Source organism: Rhodocyclus tenuis, assembly GCF_014197755.1.
GTDB classification, from domain to species: Bacteria; Pseudomonadota; Gammaproteobacteria; order Burkholderiales; family Rhodocyclaceae; genus Rhodocyclus; species Rhodocyclus tenuis.
Genome location: NZ_JACIGE010000010.1, coordinates 32,468 through 58,238, shown reverse-complemented (window position 1 = coordinate 58,238; position 25,771 = coordinate 32,468). Strand labels below are relative to the sequence as shown.

Annotated in this window: 29 protein-coding genes; 10 read left to right on the top strand and 19 right to left on the bottom strand. The window is 63.7% G+C overall.

Features of this window, described 5'->3' with window-relative positions; translation table 11 throughout:
* Positions 1-2: 2 nt before the first annotated feature.
* Positions 3-983, bottom strand: a complete 981-nt coding sequence (locus tag GGD90_RS18335) for a DnaJ C-terminal domain-containing protein (protein ID WP_153117481.1) — start codon at positions 981-983, stop codon at positions 3-5.
* A 186-nt stretch (positions 984-1,169) separates the two neighbouring features.
* On the opposite strand from GGD90_RS18335, the gene GGD90_RS13115 reads away from it, so the two are divergent.
* Both GGD90_RS13115 and GGD90_RS13110 read left to right on the top strand, forming a co-directional pair.
* Entirely contained in the window at positions 1,170-1,538 is a 369-nt protein-coding gene (locus GGD90_RS13115; protein ID WP_153117541.1) for a RidA family protein, read from the top strand.
* Positions 1,539-2,003 (top strand): hypothetical protein, encoded by a 465-nt coding sequence (locus GGD90_RS13110; RefSeq protein ID WP_153117482.1) that lies wholly within the window; start codon positions 1,539-1,541, stop codon positions 2,001-2,003. It abuts the gene before it with no gap.
* Between the two features lie 43 nt (positions 2,004-2,046).
* Here the strand turns inward: GGD90_RS13110 and GGD90_RS13105 are convergent, their stop codons facing one another.
* Complete coding sequence (locus GGD90_RS13105) at positions 2,047-2,898, bottom strand: GGDEF domain-containing protein (protein WP_153117483.1); 852 nt, start codon at positions 2,896-2,898, stop codon at positions 2,047-2,049.
* A gap of 575 nt (positions 2,899-3,473) precedes the next feature.
* Here GGD90_RS13105 and GGD90_RS13100 point away from each other — a divergent pair.
* From GGD90_RS13100 to GGD90_RS13070, 7 genes are all read left to right on the top strand, one after another.
* Positions 3,474-3,899, top strand: a complete 426-nt coding sequence (locus GGD90_RS13100; protein ID WP_153117484.1) for a hypothetical protein — start codon at positions 3,474-3,476, stop codon at positions 3,897-3,899.
* Between the two features lie 145 nt (positions 3,900-4,044).
* Positions 4,045-4,812 carry a hypothetical protein gene (locus tag GGD90_RS13095; protein ID WP_153117485.1) on the top strand — a complete coding sequence of 256 codons (768 nt, stop codon included), beginning with the start codon at positions 4,045-4,047 and terminating at the stop codon, positions 4,810-4,812.
* Between the two features lie 102 nt (positions 4,813-4,914).
* On the top strand, positions 4,915-5,625 hold the full coding sequence (locus GGD90_RS13090) for a hypothetical protein (protein ID WP_153117486.1): 711 nt from the start codon (positions 4,915-4,917) through the stop codon (positions 5,623-5,625).
* Positions 5,626-5,727: 102 nt separating this feature from the next.
* Positions 5,728-6,690 (top strand): hypothetical protein, encoded by a 963-nt coding sequence (locus GGD90_RS13085; RefSeq protein ID WP_153117487.1) that lies wholly within the window; start codon positions 5,728-5,730, stop codon positions 6,688-6,690.
* A gap of 219 nt (positions 6,691-6,909) precedes the next feature.
* A complete protein-coding gene (locus tag GGD90_RS13080; RefSeq protein WP_153117488.1) occupies positions 6,910-8,007 on the top strand; it encodes an extracellular catalytic domain type 1 short-chain-length polyhydroxyalkanoate depolymerase in 1,098 nt (365 codons plus the stop codon).
* Entirely contained in the window at positions 8,004-8,447 is a 444-nt protein-coding gene (locus tag GGD90_RS13075; RefSeq protein ID WP_221227773.1) for a DUF4124 domain-containing protein, read from the top strand. The genes GGD90_RS13080 and GGD90_RS13075 overlap by 4 nt, the downstream gene beginning before the upstream one ends.
* A 29-nt stretch (positions 8,448-8,476) precedes the next feature.
* On the top strand, positions 8,477-8,806 hold the full coding sequence (locus GGD90_RS13070; RefSeq protein WP_153117489.1) for a DMT family transporter: 330 nt from the start codon (positions 8,477-8,479) through the stop codon (positions 8,804-8,806).
* Positions 8,807-8,850: 44 nt separating this feature from the next.
* Here the strand turns inward: GGD90_RS13070 and arsB are convergent, their stop codons facing one another.
* The 5 genes from arsB to GGD90_RS13045 form a co-directional block, all read right to left on the bottom strand.
* Positions 8,851-9,870 carry an ACR3 family arsenite efflux transporter gene (gene arsB / locus GGD90_RS13065; protein ID WP_153117490.1) on the bottom strand — a complete coding sequence of 340 codons (1,020 nt, stop codon included), beginning with the start codon at positions 9,868-9,870 and terminating at the stop codon, positions 8,851-8,853.
* A gap of 21 nt (positions 9,871-9,891) precedes the next feature.
* The gene (locus GGD90_RS13060) at positions 9,892-10,368 is read right to left on the bottom strand and encodes an arsenate reductase ArsC (RefSeq protein WP_153117491.1); all 477 of its coding nucleotides are present in this window, start codon (positions 10,366-10,368) and stop codon (positions 9,892-9,894) included.
* A 70-nt stretch (positions 10,369-10,438) separates the two neighbouring features.
* Positions 10,439-10,669, bottom strand: a complete 231-nt coding sequence (locus GGD90_RS13055) for a thioredoxin family protein (RefSeq protein ID WP_153117492.1) — start codon at positions 10,667-10,669, stop codon at positions 10,439-10,441.
* 54 nt (positions 10,670-10,723) lie between these two features.
* Positions 10,724-11,776: a permease gene (locus tag GGD90_RS13050; protein ID WP_153117493.1), complete on the bottom strand. Its 1,053-nt coding sequence runs from the start codon at positions 11,774-11,776 to the stop codon at positions 10,724-10,726.
* 170 nt (positions 11,777-11,946) lie between these two features.
* Complete coding sequence (locus GGD90_RS13045) at positions 11,947-12,495, bottom strand: sigma-70 family RNA polymerase sigma factor (protein ID WP_153117494.1); 549 nt, start codon at positions 12,493-12,495, stop codon at positions 11,947-11,949.
* A gap of 270 nt (positions 12,496-12,765) precedes the next feature.
* Between GGD90_RS13045 and GGD90_RS13040 the strand changes: the two genes are divergently transcribed.
* Positions 12,766-13,266 carry a hypothetical protein gene (locus tag GGD90_RS13040; RefSeq protein ID WP_153117495.1) on the top strand — a complete coding sequence of 167 codons (501 nt, stop codon included), beginning with the start codon at positions 12,766-12,768 and terminating at the stop codon, positions 13,264-13,266.
* 43 nt (positions 13,267-13,309) lie between these two features.
* On the opposite strand, the gene GGD90_RS13035 is transcribed toward GGD90_RS13040, so the two are convergent.
* The 12 genes from GGD90_RS13035 to GGD90_RS12980 form a co-directional block, all read right to left on the bottom strand.
* Positions 13,310-13,897, bottom strand: a complete 588-nt coding sequence (locus tag GGD90_RS13035; RefSeq protein WP_153117496.1) for an isochorismatase family protein — start codon at positions 13,895-13,897, stop codon at positions 13,310-13,312.
* A 200-nt stretch (positions 13,898-14,097) separates the two neighbouring features.
* Positions 14,098-15,189, bottom strand: a complete 1,092-nt coding sequence (modC, locus tag GGD90_RS13030) for a molybdenum ABC transporter ATP-binding protein (RefSeq protein ID WP_153117497.1) — start codon at positions 15,187-15,189, stop codon at positions 14,098-14,100.
* 4 nt (positions 15,190-15,193) lie between these two features.
* Positions 15,194-15,871, bottom strand: coding sequence for a molybdate ABC transporter permease subunit (gene modB, locus GGD90_RS13025; RefSeq protein ID WP_153117498.1), 678 nt, complete (start codon positions 15,869-15,871; stop codon positions 15,194-15,196).
* 39 nt (positions 15,872-15,910) lie between these two features.
* Positions 15,911-16,303 carry a NifB/NifX family molybdenum-iron cluster-binding protein gene (locus GGD90_RS13020; protein WP_153117499.1) on the bottom strand — a complete coding sequence of 131 codons (393 nt, stop codon included), beginning with the start codon at positions 16,301-16,303 and terminating at the stop codon, positions 15,911-15,913.
* A complete protein-coding gene (locus GGD90_RS13015; RefSeq protein ID WP_153117500.1) occupies positions 16,300-16,980 on the bottom strand; it encodes a nitrogen fixation protein NifQ in 681 nt (226 codons plus the stop codon). The genes GGD90_RS13020 and GGD90_RS13015 overlap by 4 nt, the downstream gene beginning before the upstream one ends.
* A 239-nt stretch (positions 16,981-17,219) precedes the next feature.
* Positions 17,220-20,657 carry an error-prone DNA polymerase gene (locus GGD90_RS13010; protein ID WP_153117501.1) on the bottom strand — a complete coding sequence of 1,146 codons (3,438 nt, stop codon included), beginning with the start codon at positions 20,655-20,657 and terminating at the stop codon, positions 17,220-17,222.
* A 73-nt stretch (positions 20,658-20,730) separates the two neighbouring features.
* Positions 20,731-22,242 carry a Y-family DNA polymerase gene (locus GGD90_RS13005; protein ID WP_153117502.1) on the bottom strand — a complete coding sequence of 504 codons (1,512 nt, stop codon included), beginning with the start codon at positions 22,240-22,242 and terminating at the stop codon, positions 20,731-20,733.
* The gene (gene imuA, locus GGD90_RS13000) at positions 22,178-22,990 is read right to left on the bottom strand and encodes a translesion DNA synthesis-associated protein ImuA (protein ID WP_153117503.1); all 813 of its coding nucleotides are present in this window, start codon (positions 22,988-22,990) and stop codon (positions 22,178-22,180) included. The genes GGD90_RS13005 and imuA overlap by 65 nt, the downstream gene beginning before the upstream one ends.
* 44 nt (positions 22,991-23,034) lie before the next feature.
* Entirely contained in the window at positions 23,035-23,637 is a 603-nt protein-coding gene (lexA, locus tag GGD90_RS12995; RefSeq protein WP_153117504.1) for a transcriptional repressor LexA, read from the bottom strand.
* Between the two features lie 149 nt (positions 23,638-23,786).
* The gene (locus GGD90_RS12990) at positions 23,787-24,617 is read right to left on the bottom strand and encodes a penicillin-binding protein activator LpoB (protein WP_221227771.1); all 831 of its coding nucleotides are present in this window, start codon (positions 24,615-24,617) and stop codon (positions 23,787-23,789) included.
* Between the two features lie 34 nt (positions 24,618-24,651).
* Entirely contained in the window at positions 24,652-25,269 is a 618-nt protein-coding gene (gene lpoB, locus GGD90_RS12985; RefSeq protein WP_153117505.1) for a penicillin-binding protein activator LpoB, read from the bottom strand.
* A 48-nt stretch (positions 25,270-25,317) separates the two neighbouring features.
* Positions 25,318-25,755, bottom strand: a complete 438-nt coding sequence (locus tag GGD90_RS12980; protein WP_153117506.1) for a YcfL family protein — start codon at positions 25,753-25,755, stop codon at positions 25,318-25,320.
* Positions 25,756-25,771 lie beyond the last annotated feature (16 nt).

The window sequence follows — 25,771 nt, the reverse complement described above, 5'->3', positions numbered from 1 at the left end:
GCTCAGACTCCTTTCGCCTGACCGTTTTGCCGGCGCGGATCGAAAGCCAGCTCGCGCGCCATTTCCTGATAGAGGTGACGAGCAGCATCGCTGTCGGCCGGCGGCAGCACCACTTCCAGCAGCACATACAGATCGCCGGCATCCTGCCCAGCCGGCGCGGGAATGCCGCGCCCCTTCAGGCGCAGCTTGCGTCCGCTTTGCGAACCAGCCGGCACCTTGAGCTGCAGGGGGCCGCTCGGCGTCGGCGTCTCGATGCTCGCGCCAAGCGCGGCTTCCCACGGCGTCACCGGCAGGCTGGTGAACACATCGCGGCCATCAACGCGATAGCGGACGTCCGGCCGGAAACTCAGTTCAAGAAAGAGATCGCCCGCCGGCCCACCGCCGATGCCGGGACTGCCTTTGCTGGCCAGACGGATGTGCTGCCCTTCCTTGACGCCCCTGGGGATCTGCACCTTCAGGCTGTGCTCGCGCACGACGATGCGCCCGGATTCATCCGCCACCGGCGCCTGCAGGCTGATCGTGCGCACCGCGCCGTGATAGGCGTCGGCCAGATCGATCAGAATCCGCGCGTGACGGTCTTCGCCACGCATCTGGTAGCCGCCCTGCCCGGCCGCCGAGCGGAACGGCCCGCCGGCCGCAGCGCCGCCGCGACCGAACAGATTGGCGAAGAAATCGCTGTAATCGCCGCCGGCACCGCCAAAGTCGCGGCCGGAGAACTCGAAGCCACTGCCCCAGTCCGGCGGCGGCTGAAACTCCTGTCCCGCCTGATAGCGGCTGCCAAGCTGATCGTAGGCGGCGCGCTTCTCGGCGTCGGAGAGCACTTCGTTGGCTTCGTTGACCTCCTGCATGCGCTTTTCCGCATCCGGCTCCTTGCTCACGTCCGGATGGTACTTGCGCGCCTGCTTGCGGTAGGCCTTCTTGATCTCGTCGGCGGTCGCGCTCTTGTCGACGCCGAGAATCTTGTAATAGTCCCTGAATTCCACGTTGACCGCTCCTGTCGTTGCGCCAGACGTTCAGCGTAGCCCCGCCGGCGGAATAAGTGCATTTTTCTTTGCCGACGAAGCGCCGGAAGACCATGCCAACATGCGATATGCTTGCGGCCTGCGCGCATGCAGGCCGCCGCTTCCACGCAACAAGCCTGCTGCTTTCTCACACAAGATTGCAAGCCAATGAATATTATCCGTTTTGGAACCACCCGCCGCTTCTCGGATGCCGTCGTGCATAACGGCACGGCCTACATCGTCGAAGTGCCGTCGAACCTCGATGCCGACATCAGCGCGCAGACCGAAAACCTCCTCGCCAGCATCGGCCGGCTGCTGCTGCAGGTGGGAAGCGACAGCGCGCGCATTCTCCAGGCGACGATCTATCTGGCCGACATGCAGGACTACGACGCCATGAACCGCGTCTGGGATGCATGGCTTCCGGAAGGATCGGCGCCCGTTCGCGCCTGCGTCGAGGCGAAGCTGGCCACCCCCCAATATCGCGTCGAAATCGCTCTGACGGCTGCCGTCAGCCAGATCACCCCGGAGAAAATCTGAATGAAAAAGTCCGCAAGCATTCTCGCTATTGCCGCCTTCGCCGCCTTCGCCGCGATCATTCCGGCAGCGCCCGCCATCGCCAGCCCGGCCACCGACGCGCTGTCGGGCTGTCTGGCCGACAACACCACCGGCCGCGACCGCAAGGACCTGGCGCGCTGGATCTTTCTCGCCATGTCGGCCCACCCGGAAATCCGCAACATCTCGAACGTCTCGCAGGCACAGCGCGATGAAATCAACCGCGGCATGGGCAACATCATCACCAAGCTGCTGACCGAAAGATGCCCCTCGCAAGCCCGGATCGCCATGGAACGGGAAGGCAGCGGCGCACTGCAAACCGCTTTCGGCGTGGTCGGTCAGCTGGCGATGCAGGAACTGATGTCCAACCCGGAAGTCACCGCGTCAGTTGGCGAGTACGTGAAATACATCGACCAGAACAAGATGAATGCGGTGTTCAACAAGAAGTGAGGCGCTTCGCTCCTGCCGCCGGGCCCGGCAAGGCGGGCCCGGCTTAAGCGGCACCGGCAAATGAATAGCCTGTCTTTGCCTGCTTTGCCCGATACATGGCCTTGTCGGCGAGATCGAGCAGCGCGTCCGCAGTGATTCCGTCCTTGGGAAAGATCGATATGCCGATGCTCGGGTTGACGCTCAGGCGGGTGTCGACATCGCGGACGCGAATGTCACACGGCGCCTGAACCGCATTGATGATCTTTTCGGCGACGGTCGCGAGATCGCGCTCGCTGTCGATTTCCATCAGGATGTAGAGGAACTCGTCGCCGCCGTGGCGGCAGACGGTGTCGTCCTCGCGCGTCGTTTCCTTGAGCCGTCCGGCGATGGTCTGCGGGACGAGATCGCCGACATCGTGCCCATACGAGTCGTTGATCCTCTTGAAGTCATCAAGATCGATGAACATCACCGCCAGTGGCAGGCCGTTGCGGTTGGCCGATGCCAGCCCATGGCTCAGTCGATCATTGAACAGCGCGCGATTGGGCAGGCCGGTCAAAGGATCGTGCAGCGACGCACGGCGCGCCTCGTCGGCCTGCCGGGTGAGCGTTGCCAGCTGCTCATCAATTACGGCCCGCTCCCTGACCTCGTCCTTCAGCGCACTATTCACCGCCGCCAGTGCCTCGGAAGCGTCCTGCACCTTGCTTTCGACGACCTCGCTCTTTTCGAGAGCGCTTTCAACACCGGGGGAAACATCAACCTCCTGCAGCTCGCGCTTCAGGCCGGCATTGACCAAGGACAGGTCGTCGGCACACTCCTCGACGATATCCCTGACGCGCTCGCTCTGGCCCAGCACCTGCGTCAGCGAAATGGCCGGCTCAGGCGGTCTCAGCAACAACGCGGTTTGCTCTTTTTTCATGATTCATCGGTCCCTGATGGCAGGTGAAGCCTGCTCGCCACCGTTGGCGAGGCGTTCACGCGTGCTCAAGGATATCGTCGCACCACGAAGATGCCCGGTCGGTGCGCCAGCGCACGGTGAGGGGCGAAGGTGCCTTGCGAGCCGGGGCAAGTTGTTTGCCCGTTCAAAGAATGAGACCCCTCTTCACCCGAAATGCGATCTTTGGATGGGTGCGCTTCACCGGGGACGCTTCGGATGCTAGAGTCATCGCAGCAGTCGCTTATCGGCCGGAAGCAGGCCCTGGCACCGACGCCCGATCGCAGACATATGCGCATGTAAAACTCGCGTTTTCGATGAATAATCAGCCATCTGCAAGAATTTTTACCGACAGTCCCTGTGCGAGGCGGAGCGCTTTGACGTGGACCTGCATCCGGTTCTCGATTTGACGGAAAAACCGGGGTCATTGGGACGTACTAAAATTTTCCATATCGATTTTTTCAAATGGTTTTGATCACAAAATTCGAGATTTTTCATAGGCCATGACGGAATGTTTCCCGTCTTTTAGGAAATCCACTTCACGTTAGAGAGCTCTCCCAATGGCCCAAGAAGACCAAAGTGGCTTTGTCCGCTGGCAAGAAATAACGCGTGAGCACTTCAGTTCTGTGTGCAACCTCATCCTCGCGCTAGCAACTGGCCTGCTTGCTTTTTACTCCACGCAGCTTCTCGATAAAAAGCTAACGTTGTGTTGTGCGTTTGGGTTCGCCGCCGCAGCCTTGATCGCACTTTCTTTATCTGTTGCGTTTGCACTGTGGTGCTCGATAAATCGCTTGCGCGACTTTCGACTTACCACCCAAATCTCCCGCCTCCGCGAAAATGGAGAGACGGAGCTTCAATATTTGCGTGACGAGTCAAAATCATTAGGCAAGTTCACTTGGGGTTTGTTCTGGTTTCAGCTCGCCACATTTGGTATTGGCGCGGCTTGTGGTGCGTTGGCTGTCGTCATTCAAGTATGGCCACGGTAACTCGCGTGCAGCTCTCTAACAGGCAGTCGAGCAGGACAGCCCAAAGCTGCGCTTTTGGTTCCCGCCGCTTCGCTCCGGCTGCCTCTCACTTCTACGTTAGCCATTCTTAGTTCACCGCGACAAGATGAACAGAACGATTATCTCGATGATGGCCCTGCTCGTGTGTGTTAACGCGTGGTCCGTTGAACCTGAAGTTACGTGCAAAGAGGTATCACCAAAGAAGCCGCCATCCGTTCGAACAAAAGAACCTCTGGTACAAGAGATATCCATTACCTGTGGGAACCAAACGGTAAGTCAAACCGCACCGGAAAAAACACCGGATAAGAAGGAGAGAGATGACGCATCGTTTTCTTGGGGAAAAATCGTCGAAGAGATTTTTAAGCTTATCGGCACCCTCTCATGGCCAGTTGCGGCAGTACTTATTGCTTATTTATTCAAGAAAGAACTTGCCGCAATGCTAGCAAGACTTAAAAAGGGGAAATTTGGATCGGCTGAGTTTGAGTTCGAAAACTATGTCCGCGAGGTAGATGCAGAGGCAGATATTCCGAGAGCTCCTGAGAACGAAAGCATTAGCCCTACTGCGGCAGCACGTGCTAGCACGGACCCACGCGGAGCGATTGTCAGCGCCTGGATTGAAGTTGAAGATGAGCTGTTTAACCTCGTCCGACGTCGTGATTTGTCCGAACAAGCCTCTTCCCCAAGACAGTCAAAGAACACGGTATGGGCCATTCGTGCTGTTCAAAAAGCTCAGGCATTGGACTCCAATTGGATCGCGCTCTTTCATGATCTGCGCACACTCCGCAATGAAGCAGCCCACTCGACAGACTTTTCGCCACCGCCAGAAGCTGTTATCAAATATGTTCAGCTAGCTAAGGAATTGGCAAATGCCATGCGTGTTGCAGCTATTGGCTAACCATTCCGTCGAGAGGGACCGCCCACAAGCTGCGCTTGTGGGCGCCCTCCGCGGCTTCGCCGCTACGGCGGCCCCTCACGTCAAACGTTAGAGTGAAGACCGATGCACTACCTCTTCATGCCATTAGATCAGCACTTTGATAAGGGGTTTGGCGCGGTAGCTGATTCTTTCAAGGAGGCTGCTGATTCGCTGACTCAATCAACAGCGGAGGCTCCTTTTCTTAACGCGCACCTTCCTGTCAGCTTTCTTTACCGGCACGCAATTGAGTTGTATCTCAAATCCGCCATTCTTATCTTCCATAGAAAACTCAAGATTCCGTATGGCACAACCCCTTGGGATGGAGAACCTCATGTTCTCGGCGATGCCAAATGGAAACCAATGTACAACGAGCACCGCATCCAAACGCTGTACTCATACGTTCGCGAATTGTTCTCACAGCAATCTGAGTACTTAGAAGAGAAAACCCGAACAGACTGGAGCTTTCCAGTCGAGCTGGATGATTGGATTAAAAAAATTGAAACAACTGACTCCTCCAGCACATTCTTTCGCTATCCCGTAACCAAAGACAAAATCAAAGACAAAGAAAAGTCAGCGATTCGTGAGGACGACTTTGAAAACATGTTAGCCAAGGCCAAATCTGGCTCGAAGCCGCTAAAGGCTTTTCTCGTTCTCGATAGCGATGATCAGGTAACGCAAGCCTTTTCTCATGACGATTCTCAGTCGCAAGAAACGATGGCAATCCTCAAAGAGGTATCGCATGTTTTGTATGGTTGTCACGCGGCGCTAGTAGGAGAACTTACGGGTGGTCGCTAAGCCCTCTAACCCCGCAGTCGAGAGGGACAGCCAACAAGCTGCGCTTGTTGCTTCCCTTCGTGCTTCGCACTCCGGCTGCCCCTCACTTCCACGTTGGGCCTCATGACCCGCTACCTCGATACAGTCCCGCATCCTTGGTCTCGCGACTTCATTGATACCGCGATATTCGCAAGTTTCTCGGACGCAAGAGAGTCAATTGAAGAGACTTCGGGTGGCAAATTATGGCGCGCCGTTCGGGATCTCGAAGACACTATATGGATATTTCATGCAAGCACTACAGAACTTCTCGACGAGATATGTCTCTTCGGAGACCGCAGCAAGAATCTAACGTTCTGGCACCAAGCAAACGAGAATGAAGCGGAGAGCCATACTCGCGCTGTCAAGAAGAAGCTCTTTCACTGCACTTCGTCTCTCATGGCGCTAGTCGATCATGCACGCAATTTTCAGGGGGCTGCACCTGTTCGCGAATACTCTGATCGATTGAAGGCCGCCTTCTCTTCTCCCGGGCTACACGATTTCTTGCAACGCCTTAGGAATTACAACACTCATTGGCGCATCGCACAGGCTAACTGGGGCATTCATCACGACTTCAACTCCCACTCACGAGTGGCTCGATTCACGGTTACGAAGCCTGAGTTGCTTGCATGGGATGGCTGGACCGCAAAGGCCCGTGAGTTTATTGAAAGCGCCTCGGACACAATCGATATCTACAACCTATTTTTCGAATACCGAAAGTATGTGCAAAGCTTTTATGCCTGGCATAAAGGTGCCGTTCTTGAAGAGTATGCGCAAGTCCTTCAGCCATACTTCGAATACAAGCGTCTCTACGAGGGCATACAGAAGAAATGCAGTTGGAATTTGATAATTTCGCATGCGCCGAAGACATCGAATCCATTTCAATACCTCGATCAGTATCTGTCAAAATATCAAATTGAAAGGCTTCTCGCATACGAACACCGAAGCGATGAACAAGTAGATGCTCTGATTCGAATGCTAGGCATGGAAGAGTTCTGCGACGAAGTTCTCCGCGCAAAAATATTAGCTCTCTTTAGGCCAACCACATGAGGCCCACCCCGGCAATCGAGCGGACCTGCGCGAAAAGCCGCGCAGGCCGCTCACTTCTACGTTGAACGACAGCTTTCCCCAGGCGCCCATGGCCGAATTGGGTCGATATCTACACATCGTTACTCAGAAATCCGACAACTCAGTTGGAAATAGATAGTGTTTCCCGGACCGCGGAAAACCACTGAAACCCTTGCCGTGTTAATCAAGGAGATGCCTTCAATGCAAGCCAACGCACGCCTGCGCAAGCCCGTCCTCGCGGGCATTGCGATTTCGCTGATTGCCTGCAGCCTCAGCCTGCTCCCGCGCGAGGTTCTCGCGCAGGAGAGTTTCGGCGGCGGGACTTTGCGCGAGCGCTTGAAACAGCGTTTGCTCGATTCACGGCAGGACAAGCAGGTTCCACCGCAGCGTTCGGACAGCCTGTCGCGCATCGACAAGCCCGGTGATTACAGCTTTTCGATCATGCACGACGGTTCGCCGCGCACCTACCGTGTGCATGTTCCCGAGCGCTACAGCGCGGAGAACCCGGCAGCGCTGCTGGTTGCGCTGCATGGCGGCGGCGGCAGCATGGACTTCATGGCCAACGACAAGTATTACGGGCTGATCTCGAAGTCGGAGGCCGAGGGTTTCGTCGTGGTCTTTCCGGGCGGCTTCAGCCCGCGCAGTTCGGGCAAGTTCGCCACCTGGAACGCCGGCAACTGTTGCGCCGCGGCACGTGACCAGAACGCCGACGACGTCGGTTTCATCCGCAAGGTGGTCGACCAGGTGAGCAGCCAGCTGAGCATCAACCGCAAGCAGATCTACGCGACGGGGATGTCCAACGGCGGGATGATGGCCTACCGCCTCGCCTGCGAGATGGCCGACACCTTCTCGGCGATCGCCGCCGTGGCCGGCACCGACAACACGACGAGCTGTACGCCGAAAGCACCGATCTCGATCCTGCACATCCATGCGCGCAACGACGATCACGTACAGTTCAACGGCGGCGCTGGCGAAAAGTCGGTGAGCCGGAGCAAGGTCACCGATTACGTCTCGGTGCCAGCGACGATCGCCAAGTGGGTCAGGCAGAACAGCTGCAATCCCGAGCCGCAGCGCGTGCTCGAAACGCCGGGCGCCTATTGCGAGCGCTATTCGGAGTGCCGGGGCAATGTGTCAGTTGAACTCTGCGTCACCGAAACGGGCGGCCACTCGTGGCCGGGCGGCAACAAGCTGCGCAGCAACCAGGCGCCGTCGCAGACGCTGTCGGCCAACGACGTGATGTGGTCGTTCTTCAAGTCGACGAGCACGCCGGCCGTCCAACAAGCAGAGCCAAGCAAATGATTGATAAATATTGGTTATTCATTCTCGCTTGCATGCTCCCCGCGCTTGCCTGCGGCGGCGAGATATACCGCTGGACCGACGATACAGGCCAGGTGCACTACGGCGACACGGTACCCAGCGCCTATCAGCGCGCGGCAAAGCCGGTGGACCTGAATAACGTCGAGGTGTCGGACGAGGAGCGCCAGGCAGCGGCAGTCCGCTTGCTGCAGGAGAAAAACCTCCTGCAGCAGAATGCCGAATCAGCTCAGCCCCCTGCCCCCGCGCCGCAGCCGGCGCCTGCCGAAAACCAGCCGGGCAGCTGTGAAGAGCAGTGGCTCAGATACGACGCAAGCTGGGCATGCTTCAATCCGTATCGCACCGCGTATGGCGCGGTAAAGGCCGAAGCCTTCAAGCACTGCACTGAAATCAAGGCGCCGTCGTGTACCCGCGAGGCGAAATAATGCGGAAAACCCTTCGAAAGCGCTGATCAATGCACTGGCTCTATCTGGCAATCGCCATCGTTTCCGAGGTGATTGCAACTTCGGCGCTCAACGCCACGCAAGGCTTTACGCGCTGGCTGCCTTCGCTGATCGTCGTGGTCGGCTACGCGGCGGCGTTCTATTTTCTGTCGCTGACGCTGCGTGCGATCCCGCTGGGCATCGCCTACGCTGTCTGGTCGGGTGTCGGCGTGGCGCTGATTGCGCTGATCGGCTGGGCCGTCTATCAGCAGCCGCTCGACCTGCCGGCAATGATCGGCATCGGCCTGATCGTCGCTGGCGTGGCGGTGCTCAATTTCTTCTCAAAGACGCTGAGTCACTGAACTGCACTCCCCTTGGTGCGTTGCGCGCCGGGGGCGGCAAGTGGTCAACGGCGCTCGTACCAGCCCTTGCTCGAATTGACCAGTCTGACCACCAGCAGCATCACCGGCACCTCGATCAGCACGCCGACCACTGTTGCCAGCGCCGCGCCGGAGTTGAAGCCGAACAGGCTGATCGCCGCGGCCACGGCCAGCTCGAAGAAATTGCTCGCGCCGATCAGCGCCGACGGACAGGCGACGTTGTGCTTTTCGCCAAGGGCGCGGTTGAGCCAGTAAGCGAGCGCCGAGTTGAAGAACACCTGGATCAGGATCGGCACCGCCAGCAGCGCGATGATCAGCGGCTGCGCGATGATCGCCTCGCCCTGAAAGGCGAAGAGCAGCACCAGCGTCGCCAGCAGCGCGGCGATCGACAGCGGACCGATGCGCGCCATCGCCGCCGCGAAAGCGCCCTCGCCCTTCGCCAGCAGCGAGCGCCGCCACCATTGCGCGAGGAGCACCGGGATGACGACGTAGAGCACCACCGAAACGATCAGCGTCTCCCACGGCACGCTGATCGCCGACAGGCCGAGCAGGAAGGCCACCAGCGGCGCAAAGGCAAAGATCATGATCGCGTCGTTGAGCGCCACTTGCGACAGCGTGAACAGCGGGTCGCCGTTGGACAGCCGGCTCCAGACGAAAACCATCGCCGTGCACGGCGCGGCGGCAAGCAGGATCAGCCCGGCGATGTAGCTGTCGATCTGCTCGGCCGGCAGCCACGGCGCGAACAGCTGGCGGATGAACAGCCAGCCAAGGAAGGCCATCGAAAAGGGTTTGACCAGCCAATTGACGAACAGCGTGACACCGATGCCGCGCACATGCTGGCGAATCTCGTGCAGCGCGCCGAAATCAACCTTGACCAGCATCGGGATGATCATCACCCAGATGAGCAGGCCGACCGGCAGATTCACCTGCGCCACCTCCAGCCGCCCGATCGCCTGGAAAGCGCCGGGGAAGAACTGCCCGAGCAGGATGCCGGCGACGATGCACAGGAAGACCCAGAGCGAGAGATAGCGTTCGAAGAGGCTCATGTTGATGGTGAAGTCCTTGGTTCAGGTCAGCGCGCCGACGCGATCGAGTTCGGCCTGCAGGCGGCTGCGATCCCCCTGCAGATCGGTCAGCGGCAGCGCCAGAAAGGCCTCGATGCGCCGGCGCAGCGTGCAATAGGCACGCAGAAAGGCGGCGTCGATTTCGGCATCGCTGCCTGTGGCATGCGCCGGATCGTCGACGCCCCAGTGGCTGCGCAGCACCGGGCCGAGATACGCCGGGCAGGTTTCGCCGGCGGCACTGGCGCAGACGGTGATGACGATATCGGGCGTCAGCGGCAGTGCGTCCCAGGACTTGCTGGCAGCGCCATCGCAGGCAATGCCTTCACGCGCGAGCAGCGCCAGCGAACGCGGATGAACGAGCCCGGTGGGACGGCTGCCGGCACTCAGCGCCCGCCAGCCGGCTGGCGCAAGATGATTGAAAGTCGCTTCGGCGAGGATCGAGCGGCACGAGTTGCCGGTGCACAGGAAAAGTACGTTCATCACAACACCTTCGGTCGAAGTATCGGGAAAACCACCGCGCTGATGGCCCGGATTATCCGCACACCCACCTTCAAAGCCAGCTGTCGACCTTGCTTCGTGAGGGCACGCCGCCGGCATGGACCACCTTGCCGTCGACCACCACACCGGGCGTGGACATCACGCCATAGCCCATGATCGAGGGCAGATCCTCGACCTTCTCCAGCACGATCTCGACGCCCTTTTCTCTGGCCACTGTCTCGACGAGAGCGACGGTATTGCGACAGTTGGCACAGCCGGTGCCGAGGACCTTGATGTTTTTCATGAGACTTCCTTTCGTGTTGATCAGGACGATTAAACGAGGCCGGATGAGGCCACATCACAGCAGCAGATTGAAAACGTAGCCGACGAGCAGGATGCCGCAGGCCACCACGCCGGCGAAGGTGGCGATCAATGGCGGCTTCAGCGCCTTGCGCAGGATGATCATTTCCGGCGCGGACAGCGCGATCACGCTCATCATGAACGCGAGCACGGTGCCCAGCGCGGCGCCCTTGCCGATCAGTGCCTCGACGATCGGGATGATGCCGGCGGCGTTGGTGTACATCGGCACCCCGAGGACGACTGCCGCCGGCACTGCCCACCAGACATCCTTGCCCATGAAGGACGCCATGAAGTCCTCGGGAACATAGCCGTGGATGCCGGCGCCGAGTGCGATGCCGGCAAGAATGTAGGGCCAGACCCTGCCGACGATTTCCCTGATGTGGGCCAGCCCGGCCGCGAAACGCCCGTTCCAGGAGATCGCCTCGCCCGCCGGATGCGCCGCCTGTCCGCCGAGAATTTTCTGCACCCAGTCTTCGAGGTAGCGCTCCATCTTCAGCTTGCCGATGACCAGCCCGGCGACGATGGCGACCAGCAGCCCCATGACCAGGTAGAGCGCGGCGACCTTCCAGCCGAACATGCCGAACAGCAGCACCAGCGCCACTTCGTTGACCATCGGCGCCGAGATGAGGAAGGAGAAAGTCACGCCGAGCGGAACGCCGGCTGAAAGGAAGCCGATGAACAGCGGCACGGCCGAGCACGAACAGAAGGGCGTGACGATACCGAGGCTGGCCGCCAGCACGTTGCCGACGCCCTCGCGCTTGCCGGAGAGCATTGCCCGCGTGCGCTCCGGCGAGAAAAAGGTCTGGACGATGCCCATCACGAAGACGATGCCGGTGAGCAGCAGCACGACCTTCGGGCTGTCGTAAAAGAAGAAGTGCAGCGCCTCACCGAAGCGCGTCTGCCGCGAAACGCCGAGGAGTTCGACAGCTGCGTCGGCAAAGTTGGTGAGTTGGCCGTAGGCGAACACCCAGGCGACGGTGGCGACGGAAATGCCCAGCAACCAACGCACCAGCTTGCGTCGTTCGGCTGTTTCGACGGGGACTGCGATCATGAAGCGGCTCCGGAGATCAACGATTGGCGGCCGCGCTTTGCGGCTTCTGCCAATGGAGACGGAGCAGAGACAAAAAAGACGCAGCGGCGCCGGCAGAAATTTGGTCCGGGATGGAATAGACACCCGTCGCGCAGGCTGCGGCGGGCGGCAAACGCCCTTGCTGAGCGCGATCAGCGCTCGGGCAAAGGCGGACGCGGGGTGAATCCGCTGACCGCGCCGGTTTCGTCGAACTCGACCTGGCACGCTGTTTCCAGCTGCTGTTTCAGGCGTCGGCGGGCTCGCTGCAGCCGTGATTTGGCCGCTGACAGCGACAAGCCGAGGAGGTCGGCCAGCGCCTGCTGCGAGTGGCCGTCGATGTCACAGAAGCGGATCGCTTGCCGATCCGCCTCGGCCAGTTCGGCGAGCACGCGTGGCAAACACTGGCTCAGTTCATCGACCGGCTTCAGCCCGTCGCTGACCGGTATCGCCAGATCGTCGGGCAGTGGCAGGTATTCATGGCGAAGGCGCAGACGGTCGGCGAGCGCGTTGCGCGCCACCTGAAACAGCCAGGCGCGCGGATTCTCGACGCGGCAGAAGAGCTCGCCCTGGCGGATGGCCTTGAGGAACAACTCCTGCATCAGTTCGTCGGCATCACCGGCATCGCCGATCCGATGCCGCAGATAGGCGCGCAGCGACGCCTCATTCGCCGACCAGGCAGCAAGCAGGCACGGCCGACTCATGCGCCGGGCTCGCCGAAAAAACGGCCATTGGCGGAAGACGGGAATTGCAAGGCTAAGGGAACGGCAGGATTTCGCATCCGCCGATACTACGACAAGCGCCGGAATGGCGGCAGCTGGCGGCGCATCTGCTCTCTGGAGCAGCCGGGATTGGTGCCTGGAATTGTGGCAAACGTGAGAAAACTTCTCATCCTGAGAAGGAAAAACACGTTAGATTAGCGCCCGGGGTAAACCGCGAAGACGGTTGCCCGGATCCACAAGAGGAGGAAACCGATGAGCGACGAGTCGCCCTGCGTGAAAACGCCCAAGGGTATCGAGGAGGTTGAGCGACGTACCTGGCGGCTGCCGATGCGTACGCGGCAGGTACTGATCATGATCGACGGCAAGCGCGACCGCGCAATGCTGTCGGCGATGTTCCCCGGCGATGCGCTGCCCGGCATCCTGCAAACGCTGCTCGACGAGGGCTTCGTCCGGCCCTTGCAGCCAGCGGCGCCAGCGGCCGGGGCGCAGGCGGCACCGGGCAAGGCCAAACCTGTCGCGGCGCCAGCCGATACTGGGGAACGTTTCCGCATGGCACAGAACTTCATGGCCAATACGGTGCGGGCTTTCATCGGCGTTGCCGGTTCGAGCCTGATCGACCGCATCGACGCCTGCGAGGATCTGGCGTCCTTGCGTCAGAATTTTCAATCTTGGCGCGAGGCGATCCAGCTGTCGAGCGACGGCAGGAAAGAACTGGCGACGCTCGAGAACAAGCTGGCGGCGCTGCTTTCCTGAGGCACGGCGCCGCCGGCGTGGCTACCTGATGGCTACTTGATGGCTACTTGATGAAGTCGCGGCTGACGCCGCGGAAGAGATCGGTGCCGGCGCGCTGCAGCCACTCGAAAGCAACCATCTCGCGCGAGACGATGTCGGCGCCGTGACGGCGCATGCGTTCGAGGGCCAATGCCTTGTCCGAGGCGCGGCGCGAGCCGACTGCCTCTTCGACGACAAAAACCCGCCGGCCGGCGGCGAGCAGGTCGAGCACGGTCTGCATGACGCAGACATGCGACTCGGTGCCGACGACGACGAACTGGCGGCGCTCGCCGCCCGGCGCGGCAAAGATGCCACCACCTTCAGCGCCGTCGCTGCCCGGCCCGGCAAGCCCGCCAGCGCACTCGGCGACCGCCGAAAAGTAGATCTTTTCGACGACGGCCGAGTCGGGCAGCAGTTCGCGCAGGGCCGGCACGGTCGGACCGATGCCGCGCGGATACTGCTCGGTGCAGATCACCGGCACACCGATGCGCTGCGCGACGCGCAGCAGCCACTGGCTATGCGCGAGCACGGAATCGCCCTGGTCGATGAAGGGTTGCAGACGCTCCTGGATATCGATGACGAGCAGCGTCGAGCGGTCGGGATGAATCAGCATGGCTTGTCTCCTCGGAATGCGCGGCTTGCCGGTCGGCGTACTGCTGCCGCCGTGCCACTTTTGCATGGTTTGATCAGCGCAGCGGTGGATCGTCGCTGGCTGGCTGCCGGATTATCGGTGGCGGGCGCGACCCTGACAAGATCGCCGCCGCGGGCCGACGATCGCCGTCAGGACAGCGCCGTGTAGCCACAGCGCAAGTCTCAGGCGAGGACCGCCACCGCCTTGATCTGCGCCCAGACCTGGCGCCCCGGCTTGATGTCAAGCAGCCGGCGCGAACGCTCGGTGATGCGTGCCAGCAAGGCACCGCCGCCGCCGCTGATTTCCAGCCGGACGATCACATGCCCAAGCCTGTCGGACTCGACAATATCGCTGACCGTCACCGGCAGGCGGTTGAGGATGCTCGAGTCGGGTGGCAGGTTGAGCGTCAGGCTGACATCGCTGGCGTGGATGCGACAGCGCAGACGCCGGCCGAGGGGATCAGCGCGCCGCCCGACGTACATCTGACCACCGGGAAACTCCAGTCGCGACAGTCCGTCTTCCTCGTGCGCGGCGAGCACGGTCTCGATCACGACACCGGCGTCGTCGGCAAATGCCGCCGGCAGATCGGCGCGCGCCAGCGTTTCGGTGAGCGGGCCGCTGGCAACGACGCGGCCGTTCTCAAGCAGCACCAGATGGTCGGCGAGCCGCGCCACTTCGTCGGGTGCATGACTGACGTAAAGGATCGGCACCGCCAGCTCGTCGTGCAGACGCTCGAGATACGGCAGGATTTCGAGCTTGCGCTTGAGGTCGAGCGCCGCCAGCGGCTCGTCCATCAGCAGCAGTTGCGGGTCGAGCGCCAGCGCGCGGGCAATGCCGACGCGCTGCCGCTCGCCGCCCGAGAGGTGGCCGGGCTTGCGCTTGAGCAGGTGCTCGATGCCGAGCAGTTCGATGGCACGTTCGAGATGCGTTTCAAGAGCGGCCTTGCCGGCGCTCAAGGTTTTCACGCGCTTCATGCCGAAACGCAGGTTGCCGATCACGTCGAGATGCGGGAACAGGCTGGCTTCCTGAAAGACATAGCCGATCGGGCGGCGGTGAACGGGACGCCAGTGGCCGTCATCCTGCCAGACATCCCCCTTCACCGAGAGGTAGCCGTGCGCTGCGCGTTCGAGCCCGGCGATGCAGCGCAACAGGGTCGTCTTGCCCGAACCCGAGTGGCCGAACAGGCCGCTGACGCCGCGGCCGGGCAGTGCAAGATCGACGTCGAGCGAGAAGCCCGGCCAGTCGAGGCGAAAGCGGAAGTCGATGCTGTCCATGCGCTCAGTCCCTTTTTGCATCCGGACGCCAGGCATACAGCGCAAGCAGGACGAGGAAGGAGAAGACCAGCATCACGCCGGCGAGGTTATGCGCATTGGCGTACTCCATGGCCTCGACGTGGTCGTAGATCTGGACCGAGACCATGCGCGTTGCGCCGGGCAGGTTGCCGCCGATCATCAGCACGACGCCGAACTCGCCGACCGTATGGGCAAAGGTGAGCACGCCGGCGGTGATGAATCCCGGCAGCGCCAGCGGCAGCGCGACGTTGAAAAAGGCATCGAGCGGCGAAGCGCGCAGCGTCGCGGCGACTTCCAGCGGCCTTTCGCCGACCGCCTCGAAGGCGTTCTGCACCGGCTGCACCATGAACGGCAGCGAATAGATGACCGAAGCGACGACCAGCCCCCAGAAGGTGAATGGCAGCAAGCCGATCCCGAGCGCCTGCGTCAGCTGGCCGACCGGACCGTTCGGCCCCATCGCCACCAGCATGTAGAAACCGAGCACCGACGGCGGCAGCACCAGCGGCAGGGCGACGACCGCGCCGATCGCTCCTTTCAGGCGCGAGCGCGTACGCGACAGCCACCAGGCGATCGGCGTACCGATGAGAAACAGGATCACGGTGACAACACTGGCGAGCTTGATGGTCAGCCAGATCGCCTGCAGGTCTTCTTCGTTCAGGAACATGGAATGCGTGTGTGTTGGTTCAGTGGCGTTTGGGCGCGATCAGTGTTTCGAAAAGAGATCGCGCAGACGGCACAGCGCGGTGCTCGGGTCGAAGCGCGGCTCGGGTTGCGCTTCGCCGGCGATGAGCAGACGCAGCGCATTTTCCGGGTCGCGCTCGCCGGTGAGCAGTACCTCGCCACCGCGCAGCTTCATGCGGCGGATGAAGCCCTCGCCGGCGCTACCGGTGAGCAGCATGTCGACGCCGTCGAGCGGATGCGGCTCGCCATCGGGAATGTAGTGGAAGGTCTGCTCTTTCTTCAGCGTCAGCCGCGTCGGTTCGGGCAAGGCGTCGGCGGCACGCGGCGTGTCGAAGTCGTAGATCAGCCAGTGCCGGGTCTTGCCGGCGTGGCCGGCCAGGGTCTTGAAGTTGCGCGTGGCGATGGCGATTTTCATGGCAGTTCGTTCGGGAGAGTGTCGGGAGCGGACGTTGACGCGGTGGCGGCGGGTGGGGCGCCGGCGAAACAGTGCGAATACTCGGAACAGGCCGAACAACTCGGCGCCGGGCAGACCGGAACGGCAGCACGGTCACAGAGTTCGCGGTAGAGGAACTTCTTCCAGCGCATGTCGCGGACGTTGCGTACCGCCAGCTGCGGAAAGTGCTCGCGCATCAGGCGGCCGAGCACCGGGCGATCGGGCAGATCCATGTCCTGCCACAGGTGGTCGGCGGACATGCAGGCGGTGGCGATGGCGTGCGCCAGCCAGACGATGGCATCGTCGGCGACGGCATGCTCTTCAAGCAGCAGCGCGACGATATCGGCGAACTCGTCGGCAACGCCGCTGCTCTCCGGGGCAGACGGATTCCCGCGCACGGCGGCCTGGGCCAGCAGCGCTGCGCGCTGCGCTGCCGCCAGCGCGGGGAAGAAACGCTGCAGCAGCCGGCGCAGCGCCGCCTCGGCAAGGCCGGCAACGGGCACGTTGTACGGCGGCGCGCGGCGCGCGGTGCCGCCGATGACTCCGGCGAAGGCCAGCGTCAGCGTCGATGCGTCAGGCGCGGCCGCAAGCAGATCGCCGCGGCCGGGCAAGGCAGCGATTCTTTCGTCCGGTTTCGGCTGGCGCGCAGATGAATTCATGTCGGGTGATTCTCGGGGTGAAGCCTGGCTGCGGTCGTCGTTGTGAAGTAGCCCATATAACGTTAAAGCAATCGGCGCGCCAAGCGCTATTTATGTCGGAACAGAGGGCGGTACCCGGAAAATACCAGCCGGAACAAGGGCTGGCGAGAATGCGGACGCTTTCCCGCGGTCGATTCCGCGTGTCGACTTCGAGACAAGCCGCCCCCGAATGGTGCGCAACGACGGCGCTCGGCGCAAGCTCAGTGGAAATCGCGGCTCGCCGGCGACAGGCGACCGAGCCACGCCGAGAGGTCGACCAGACGCTTGGCGACGAGATGCACGACCGCGCCTTCGCGACTGATCTGGCCAAAGACGCCGAGCAGCGTGGCGCCGAGCAGTTCGCGTCGCTGCCGCTCGACCAGCGGCGCATGCACGACGATATTGGCCAGCCCGCTTTCGTCCTCGATGGTCACGAAAACGATGCCGCTCGCCGTGCCGGGCCGTTGCCGGCAGGTGACGATTCCCGCGACGCGCGCCAGCTGGCGATCGGCGCAGCCGGCCAGGTCGGTGGCCGAAACAAAGCGCCGCGCGCGCAAGGATTCGCGCAGCAGCGCCAGTGGATGGCGGCCGAGCGTCAGGCCGAGGCTGGCGTAGTCGGCGACGAGATCGTCGCCCTCGCTCGGCAGCGCCAGCACTGGCGGCGCTTCGTCACGGATCGCCGCGGCGAGCAGATCGCCCTGCACCGGTGCGGCAGCCGCCGCCCACGCCGCCTGCCGGCGATGCCCGGCAATGCCGGCCAGCGCGCCAGCGGCGGCGAGCGCGTCGAGATCGCTGCGCGCAAGGCGGGCGCGTGCAGCCAGATCGGCGACATCGGCAAACCGCCCTTGCCGTCGGGCGACGACGATGCGCGCGGCGCCGCTGGTGCTCAGGCTGGCGATGCCGCCAAGGCCGAGACGGACAGCGCAGCAGCCGGCCGGCGCCTGCCCTGCCCCGGCTGCCGCTTTCGTTATCGCTGTTGTTGCTGCAGCCTCCAGCGTCGCCTCGACGGCGCTGGCCTGCACGTCGACCGGCCGTACCTTGACACCATGCCGGCGCGCGTCGCGCAGCAGTTGCGCCGGGGCGTAGAAGCCCATCGGCTGGCTGTTGAGCAGCGCGCAGAGAAAAGCGTCGGGGCGGTGGCACTTGAGCCAGGCCGAGACATAGACGAGCAGCGCGAAGCTCGCCGCGTGTGACTCGGGAAAGCCGTATTCGCCGAAACCGCGGATCTGCGCGCACAGGCGCTGGGCAAACGCCAGCGCATAACCGCGTTCGCGCATGCCGGCGATCAGCTTCTGCTCGAAGGGTTCGAGGCCGCCCTTGCGCCGCCACGCCGCCATCGCCCGGCGCAGCTGGTCGGCCTCGCCCGGCGTGAAACCGGCGGCGACGACGGCCAGCTGCATCACCTGTTCCTGGAAGATCGGCACGCCGAGCGTGCGCCCGAGCACATCGGCGATCTCTGGGCGCATGCCTTCGATCGCCTCGCGCCCGTCGCGCCGGCGCAGGTAGGGATGCACCATGTCGCCCTGGATCGGGCCGGGGCGCACCAGCGCCACCTCGATCACCAGATCGTAGAACTGGCGCGGTTTCAGGCGCGGCAGCATGGCCATCTGCGCGCGCGATTCGATCTGGAAGACGCCAACGGTATCGGCGGCACAGATCATGGCGTAGGTGGCCGGGTCTTCGGGCGGAATCTCGTCCATGCGCCGGCCGACGAGGTCGAGCGCGCGGCGGATCGCCGAGAGCATGCCGAGCGCCAGCACGTCGACCTTGAGCAGGCCGACCGCGTCGAGGTCGTCCTTGTCCCACTGGATCACCGTGCGCTCGGGCATCGCCGCGTTCTCCACCGGCACCAGCCGCGAGAGCGGTCCGCGCGAAAGCACGAAGCCGCCGGTGTGCTGCGACAGGTGGCGCGGAAAGCCGCGCAGCGCCTCGGCGAGCGCCAGCCACTTGGCGACGCGTGGGCTCGCCGGGTCGAGGCCGATCTGCGCCAGCCGTTCGGGCAGTTGCTCGCGCTTGTCCCACCAGGCCAGCGTCGAGGCCAGCGCGTCAATCTGCGCCGGCTCGAAGCCGAGCGCGCGGCCGACGTCGCGCAGCGCGCCACGCGTGTGGTAGCTGATCACCGCCGCCGCCAGCGCGGCGCGGTCGCGTCCGTACTTTGCGTAGAGGTACTGGATCACCTCCTCGCGCCGCTCGTGCTCGAAATCGACGTCGATGTCGGGCGGCTCGCCGCGCTCCTTCGAGATGAAGCGCTCGAAAAGCAGGTGCGAACGCGCCGGGTCGACCTCGGTGACGCCGAGCGCGTAGCACACCGCCGAATTGGCCGCCGAACCGCGCCCCTGGCAGAGGATGCCGCGACTGCGCGCAAAGCTGACGATGTCGTAGACGGTGAGGAAATACGGCTCGTAGCCGAGTTCGCCGATCAGCGCGAGTTCATGCTCGATGCGCTCGCGTACCGCCGGCGGCACTGCTGATGGCACCGAATCGCCGTAGCGCCGGAGCAGTCCGCGCTCGGTCTCGCTGCGCAGGAAGGATGCCGGCGTCTGCCCGTGCGGGACGACTTCCCCGGGGTATTCGTAGCGCAGTTCGTCGAGCGAGAAGTCGCACTGCGCCGCGACGTTCAGCGTTTCGGCGAGCAGTTCGGGCGGATACAGGCGCGACAGGCGCAGGCGCGTGCGCAGGTGCCGCTCGCCGTTGGCGAACAGGCGCTCGCCGGCGGCGAAGACGCTGACGCGATGGCGCGTGGCGGTGAGCACGTCCTGCAACGGCCGTCGCGCACGCAGGTGCATGTGCACGTCGCCAGCGGCGAGTGCCGGCAGGCCGCAGTCGACGGCCAGCGCCTGCAACACCGACAGCCGCTCGCGGTCGTCGCCCTCGGCATGCAGTTCGACCGCCAGCCAGCAGCGGCCGGCGAAGCGTTCGGCGAGGAATTGCCCTTCGGCGCGCAGCGCAGCCAGTGCGCCGTTGCTCGCGGCAGCCTCTCTGCTCATTTCCCTCGCCGCCTCTCCGGTCGCCTCGTTTGTCCCCCCGCCGCTTGCCGTACTCGCCGCTGCACGCGCGGCCACGGCGGCGCGGCGGACGAGTTCGGCAGGCGGCACCCACAGCGCAATGCAATCGGGAACGGCGCCGGCTGCGGCAGCCCAGGTCTTTGCCACCCGTGGCTGGCGCGCGGCATCGGAAGGTTTTTCCCGTAGCACAGCGCCGGCCGGCGAATCGAGGTCGCCGCGCAGCAGGCGGTAGCTGCCTTTGTCCGCGCGTCGCCGCGCCAGCGTGATCAGCGCCGAGAGATTGCCGTAGCCGGCACGGTTCTGCGCCAGCAGCACGAGTCGGCTGTGTGCTGGCGTCACCGGCTCGTCGCCGGCATGGCTGCCCGCACCGGCGGCTGCGCAGGCCAAGGTTGAGGCAGGGGTGAAGGCCGGAGCCGAGGCAGGAATAGAGGCGGTGAGGCGGAATTCGGCGCCGATGATCAGCTTGAGGCCGTGCTCCTTCGCCGCCCGGTGCGCACGCACGACGCCGGCGAACGAGCATTCGTCGCTGATCGCCAGCGCCGCGTAGCCCAGCGCCTGCGCGCGTTCGACCAGTTCTTCCGGGTGTGAGGCACCGCGCAGGAAGGAGAAATTGGAGACGCAGTGCAGCTCGGCGTAATCAGGCAGGCGGCTCATGGCGACAGGGGCGCGACATTACTCATGCCGCGACTTTTCCGCTGGAGTCCGGCGCGAATCAGCTGCGCGCCCATCAGGCAAACAGGCCGTGCAGGAACCAGCCGGCTTCGCTGCGGAAAATCCACAGCCATTCGCAACGCTGCGAAACGGCGATGAAATAGTCACGACGGACATCGCCGACTGCCGAGGGCTCGCCCTCGTCCCACCAGCCGCTTTCGATGCGTTCGGGGCCGGCGAGCAGGTGTAGCGGGCCGCCGCGTTGCGGGCGACCGCCCTGCTCCGACAAAGCCTGCGGCGCCGGCAGCAGCCACAGCGGCCGCGGCCCGTGCTGCGCCACCCCGGTGCCCTGCGCGTCCTGCCGCGCCAGCGGAGCGTTTTTCTGCGTGGCGTTTTCCGGGCGGTGCTCGGGATGCGCAGCGAGGCGATAGACGCCGTGCTCGCCAAGCCGCGCCTGCAGGCGTTCGATCAGTTCGGCAATCGTCGCACCGCCGGCGCCTCTGGCGGCATGGCCACGGGCGCTGCTGCCGTCGGCGGCAAACAGGGCGGCTTCGCGGCCGGCCAGCGGTTCCGGCGCCGTAGCGCGCAGGCACAGCGATTCGACCGACGCCGGCAGTTGCAGGCGGGCCAGCCGTTCGTCGAGCACGCGGCCGATGCGTTGCGCATCGCGCGTCACTTCGGCGAATGAAAGCGACAGCGTCAAGGCCGGAGGGGCGCCCGTCGTGCGTTCGCAGCGCAGGTCGAGAAAACATTCGCGGATGCCGGCGGCGCGCGCCGCCAGCCAGCCGGACAGCGCGGCGATCAGGCGACGCGCGGCAAAGGCCAGCGCCAGTGCGCTCTCGCTGCGTGCCGGCAGTTCAAGCGTCTGGCTGAAATGTTCGGGGAAAACGAAACGCGCGCGCGGATCGGGAATTTCGCCGAGTGCCCGCGCCAGATCGGCGACAAAATCGGCGCCGACGCGCCGTGCCAGCCCGGCCCGCGGCAGGCGCAGAACGTCGGCGAGCGTGCCGGCGCCAAAAGCGGCAAGCCGCTTCTCCTGCGCAGCCGGCAAGGCAAGCCGCGCCAGCGGCAGAACACCGAGCCTGTGCGCCAGCGGCGCCGCGTCAAGGCTGGCTGGAGTGCCGAAACCGGCGTCGGCGCCACCGGCGAAAGCCAGCCACTGCGCCGCCAGCGGCGTCGGCGCCAGGGCCGCCTGCACGCGCAAGCCCTGCTCTGTCGCCGCCTGCACGATGCCGGCGAACAGGCGCTCGACGCCGCCGAAAAAGCGCAGGGAACACGCGATTTCGAGCAGCAAGGTCGCCGGTGGCGCGAGGCTGACTTCGGAAGTGAAAGCGCCGGCCGAGCAGGCCAGGCGCGTCAGCGCGGCGCTTTCCTGCGCCGGATCACGCGGCTGGACGACCAGTTCAGGCAGGCGCGCACGCGCGCTGGCCAGCCGCAGCCCGGAGACGATGCCGGCCGCCTGCGCACGATCGTCGGCGACGACAATGCGTTCGCGTTCGACGACGGCACAGGGCGGCGCAGCATCAGAACAGGCGCAGGGACGCGCGTCGAGCGGCAAGCGCGGCAGGAACAGGGCGAGCCAGAGCATGCGACGAGGGGGGCAGCGAAGAAAGCGACGAAAGAGGCGGCGGTGACGAGGGAGAAAGCGTCGGCGCAGCTTGCGCGCAGGCCGGCATCGCCGCTGGCAAGGAGGCGGCCGGTAGCAGCGCTGGGCGTGGCACCGCCAGCGACAGCGGCAGCGCGCAAGCTGCGCCGCGCCGCTTGAGGATATGCACGCGCAGGCGCTCGCCTTCGCCGTCGAGTTGCAGGCGCAGCGGCGCCGGAGAAGCTTCGGCGGCGCAGGCCGCCGGACGGAAGACGAAGAGCAGCGAGCGGTTGGCTTCGGCGGCGAGATGCAGGCGACGCAGCAGTGTCGCGTCGGCGCCGGGTAGCCAGGCGACCACGGCACCGACACCGTCGGTATCAAGCGCGCGAGCGCAGGTCCACGCGGCATCGCGGCCGGGCGCACCGGCAATGAGCAGGCGCTCGAGCGCAATGCCACCCTGCGCCAGCGCCGGTGCGTGCAAGGGATGTGGCGGCGCAACGCAGACCACCCACGACAACTCGCTGGCCGAGAGACGCGCCAGCGCCGGCAGCAGCAGGCTCAGTTCGCCGACGCCGGTGCGCGTTGGCAGCAGTTCGCACAGGCCGCCGCGTGCCCAGCCGCCGCCGGGCAGTTCGGCGTCGAGTTCGGCAAAGCCGGTCGGCAATCCGGGCTGCACGGACGTAGCCATGACTCCGCCGCGCCAGACGTCGGCGCGGGTAAGGATGTCGTCAAGACGCGGGACGGCGTTCATTCACTTAACTTCGCGGGAGAGTGGCTGGCGCAGCGGGCGAAGCCCTACATCGCCTCGCCGCCACGGATCAGGCCGACGGCGATGCCTTCGATGGCCAGATGCGCTTCGCGGGTGTCGACGACGATCGGCTCGAAATCGGGGTTCTCGGCGATCAGTTCGACGATCGGGCCGTGCTGGCGGAAGCGCTTGACCGTGACCTCGTCTTCCAGCCGGGCGACGACGATCTGGCCGTTGTGCGCCTCCTCGGTGCGATGCACGGCGAGCAGGTCGCCATCGAAAATGCCGGCGTTGATCATCGACAGGCCGCGCACGCGCAACAGAAAATCGGCACGCGGCCGGAACAGCGTCGCGTCAAGCGCGTAACGCGCCTGCACGTTTTCGACGGCAAGGATCGGACTGCCGGCGGCAACGCTGCCGATCAGCGGCAGGCCGAGTTGTTCGACCAGCCGGATGCCACGCGCCGATCCCGGCTCGAGGACGACCGCGCCCTTGCGCGCGAGCGCCTTGAGGTGCTCTTCGGCCGCGTTCGGCGAAGCAAAGCCGAAAGCCGTGGCGATCTCGGCACGCGTCGGCGGCGCGCCGAGCACTTCGAGCGAATTGCGGATGAAATCGAGGATTTCCTGTTGGCGCGGGGTCAGCTTGAACATGGGGACAGCCTCCGGTTAACGACCACTGTAATTCTATACAGTAACCAAGCAAAGGCAAGCACTGCTTCGACCCGGAATGAAAAAACGCCGCTTGCGGCGGCGCTTTTCCGTTTGCACTGCCGTCATCATGACCGGCAGGACAGCTGCGGCTAGCGGAAGATCATCACTTCCTCGCGGCTCGATTCCTCACGGATCCGGTAGCTGCCGTCGCCACGCGGGTCGCCACCGCCACCGAGCTGTTCGTCGAGTTGGCGGGCGACATCTTCGCCGAGACTCTTCGAGACTTCCGACATCACCTTGCCGCGGTTGAGCACGACGCGACCGCCACGACTGGTCAGCAGCTTGACGTCCTGGCCGGTGCCCATGGCGCTGAAGGCCGCCTTGATCTTGTAGTCACGCGTGCCGATCAGGCTGAACTCGCCGACCAGCTCAAGGCTGAGCGTGTGCGAAACGGTGTTGGTGTTGTCGATCGGATTGGCTTCCTGACGGAATTCGATGCTGTTGATCGAGCCGAAAAGAACGTAGTCGGCGCCCGGATACATGCCCTGCTTGATGCGCGCGATCACGTCGTAGAGCTTCTCGCTGTGCTTGGTGTCGGTGAACGGCTTGCCCTGCACCAGCTGGAAACGGCCCGACTTGAGCATTTCGCCCTTGATGTCGGCGGTGAATTTGCGCAGTTCGCCGCGATCGATATAGCTGTAGGTGCCCTCGGCCTCGTAGTAGCTGCTTTCGGACTTGGCGTTCACCGAACCGCTGCTGCGCCGTGAATAGCCGGCGTCGGAATCGCGCTCGCTTTCGCGCCCGGAAGCGCGCAGCGAGGATTTCTCGTGCGCCGAAACGACGCGGAAATACTCGCTGACGCGTTCTTCGTAGGCGAGGTCGGTAACGGCGACCTTTGGCGCGGATGCTGCGCTGGCGCCAAGGCTGAAGGCGGCAAGCAGTACGCAGACACCGGCGCGGATGTGATTGATGGCTTTCATTCAGATTCTCCCGGAGTTCCTGCGCGCTGCAGGCTCAGCGCCGCGCCGACTTGCGGATTTCCTTCTCGTCCGACCACTCGACGATGCCGCTCTCGATCTCGATCAGACGCAGGTTCATCTTGTAATAGACGTCCTTCATGTCGGAAGTCTTCTTGACGATCGACGAGATGCTGCCGTCGAGACGGTACTTGGCGCCCTGCATCTTGCCCATCTTGACCGACTTGCCCTTGTCGTAGAGGCCGCTCTGGTTCTGCCGGCGCAGTTCGTCAACCTGGTTCTGCATGTTTTCGCCCTCGATCACGTAGCGCACGCCGTTCTTCTGCAGTTGCGTGAGCACGGTGTCGGTGATCTGCTGCGTGTCGAAGTATTCGCTGGTCTTGTTCTTCACCGGCGACGCCATCAGCAGCTGGCGCTTGCGGATGATGTCCTGCACCAGCGGATGCTGGATCAGCGAGGAGGTCATCTTTTCCGAGATCATCTGGATGTCGGTCGAGCCGAGGTCGGTCGTCACCGTCTCGACGGCCTTGGCGTCGCCATAGCTGACGTTGCCGCTGCCGGTGGTCGGCGACGTCGTCTGGCAACCGGCCAGCGTCAGCGCCATGACGCCGGCGATCAAGGTGAAGCGGGTGTGAAGCCTGGATTGCTCCTGCATGTCGCGATCTCCTGAAGTGAATGAGAAAGTTCCGCCGGGCGGGCGGAATCAGTACGTGGGACTGCTGTTCTGTTGCGGCTGGTCAAAACCGCTATTGCTCGGGCTTTGCAGGATCAGCCGGAAATCGGTGGCCTTGAAGGTCGGTGCGACGACGCTGATCACCTGCTTCTGCGCGCCATAGATGACCTGCGGCTTCCACGGCTCTTCGTCCCAGACGGTGAAACCATCGGCGTCGAGCCACTTGAAACGGTAGTAAAGCTGCTGGGTACTGGAACTGCTGTTGCTGATCTCGGCCTGGACGCGCAGCAGACCGTCGCGGCGTACCGCACGCAGATCGCTCACCTTGAGGTAGCGCATCGCGCCCTGCTCCTCGATCTTGCTGGCGATGCTCGGCGCTGGCGGCGCATCGGCAAGCGGCTGTGCCTGCACCAGCGGCGCAGCAAGCACGCAAACGATGGCGAGGGAAACGAGACTGGGGGTTTTCATGGCTTTCTCCTGTCGG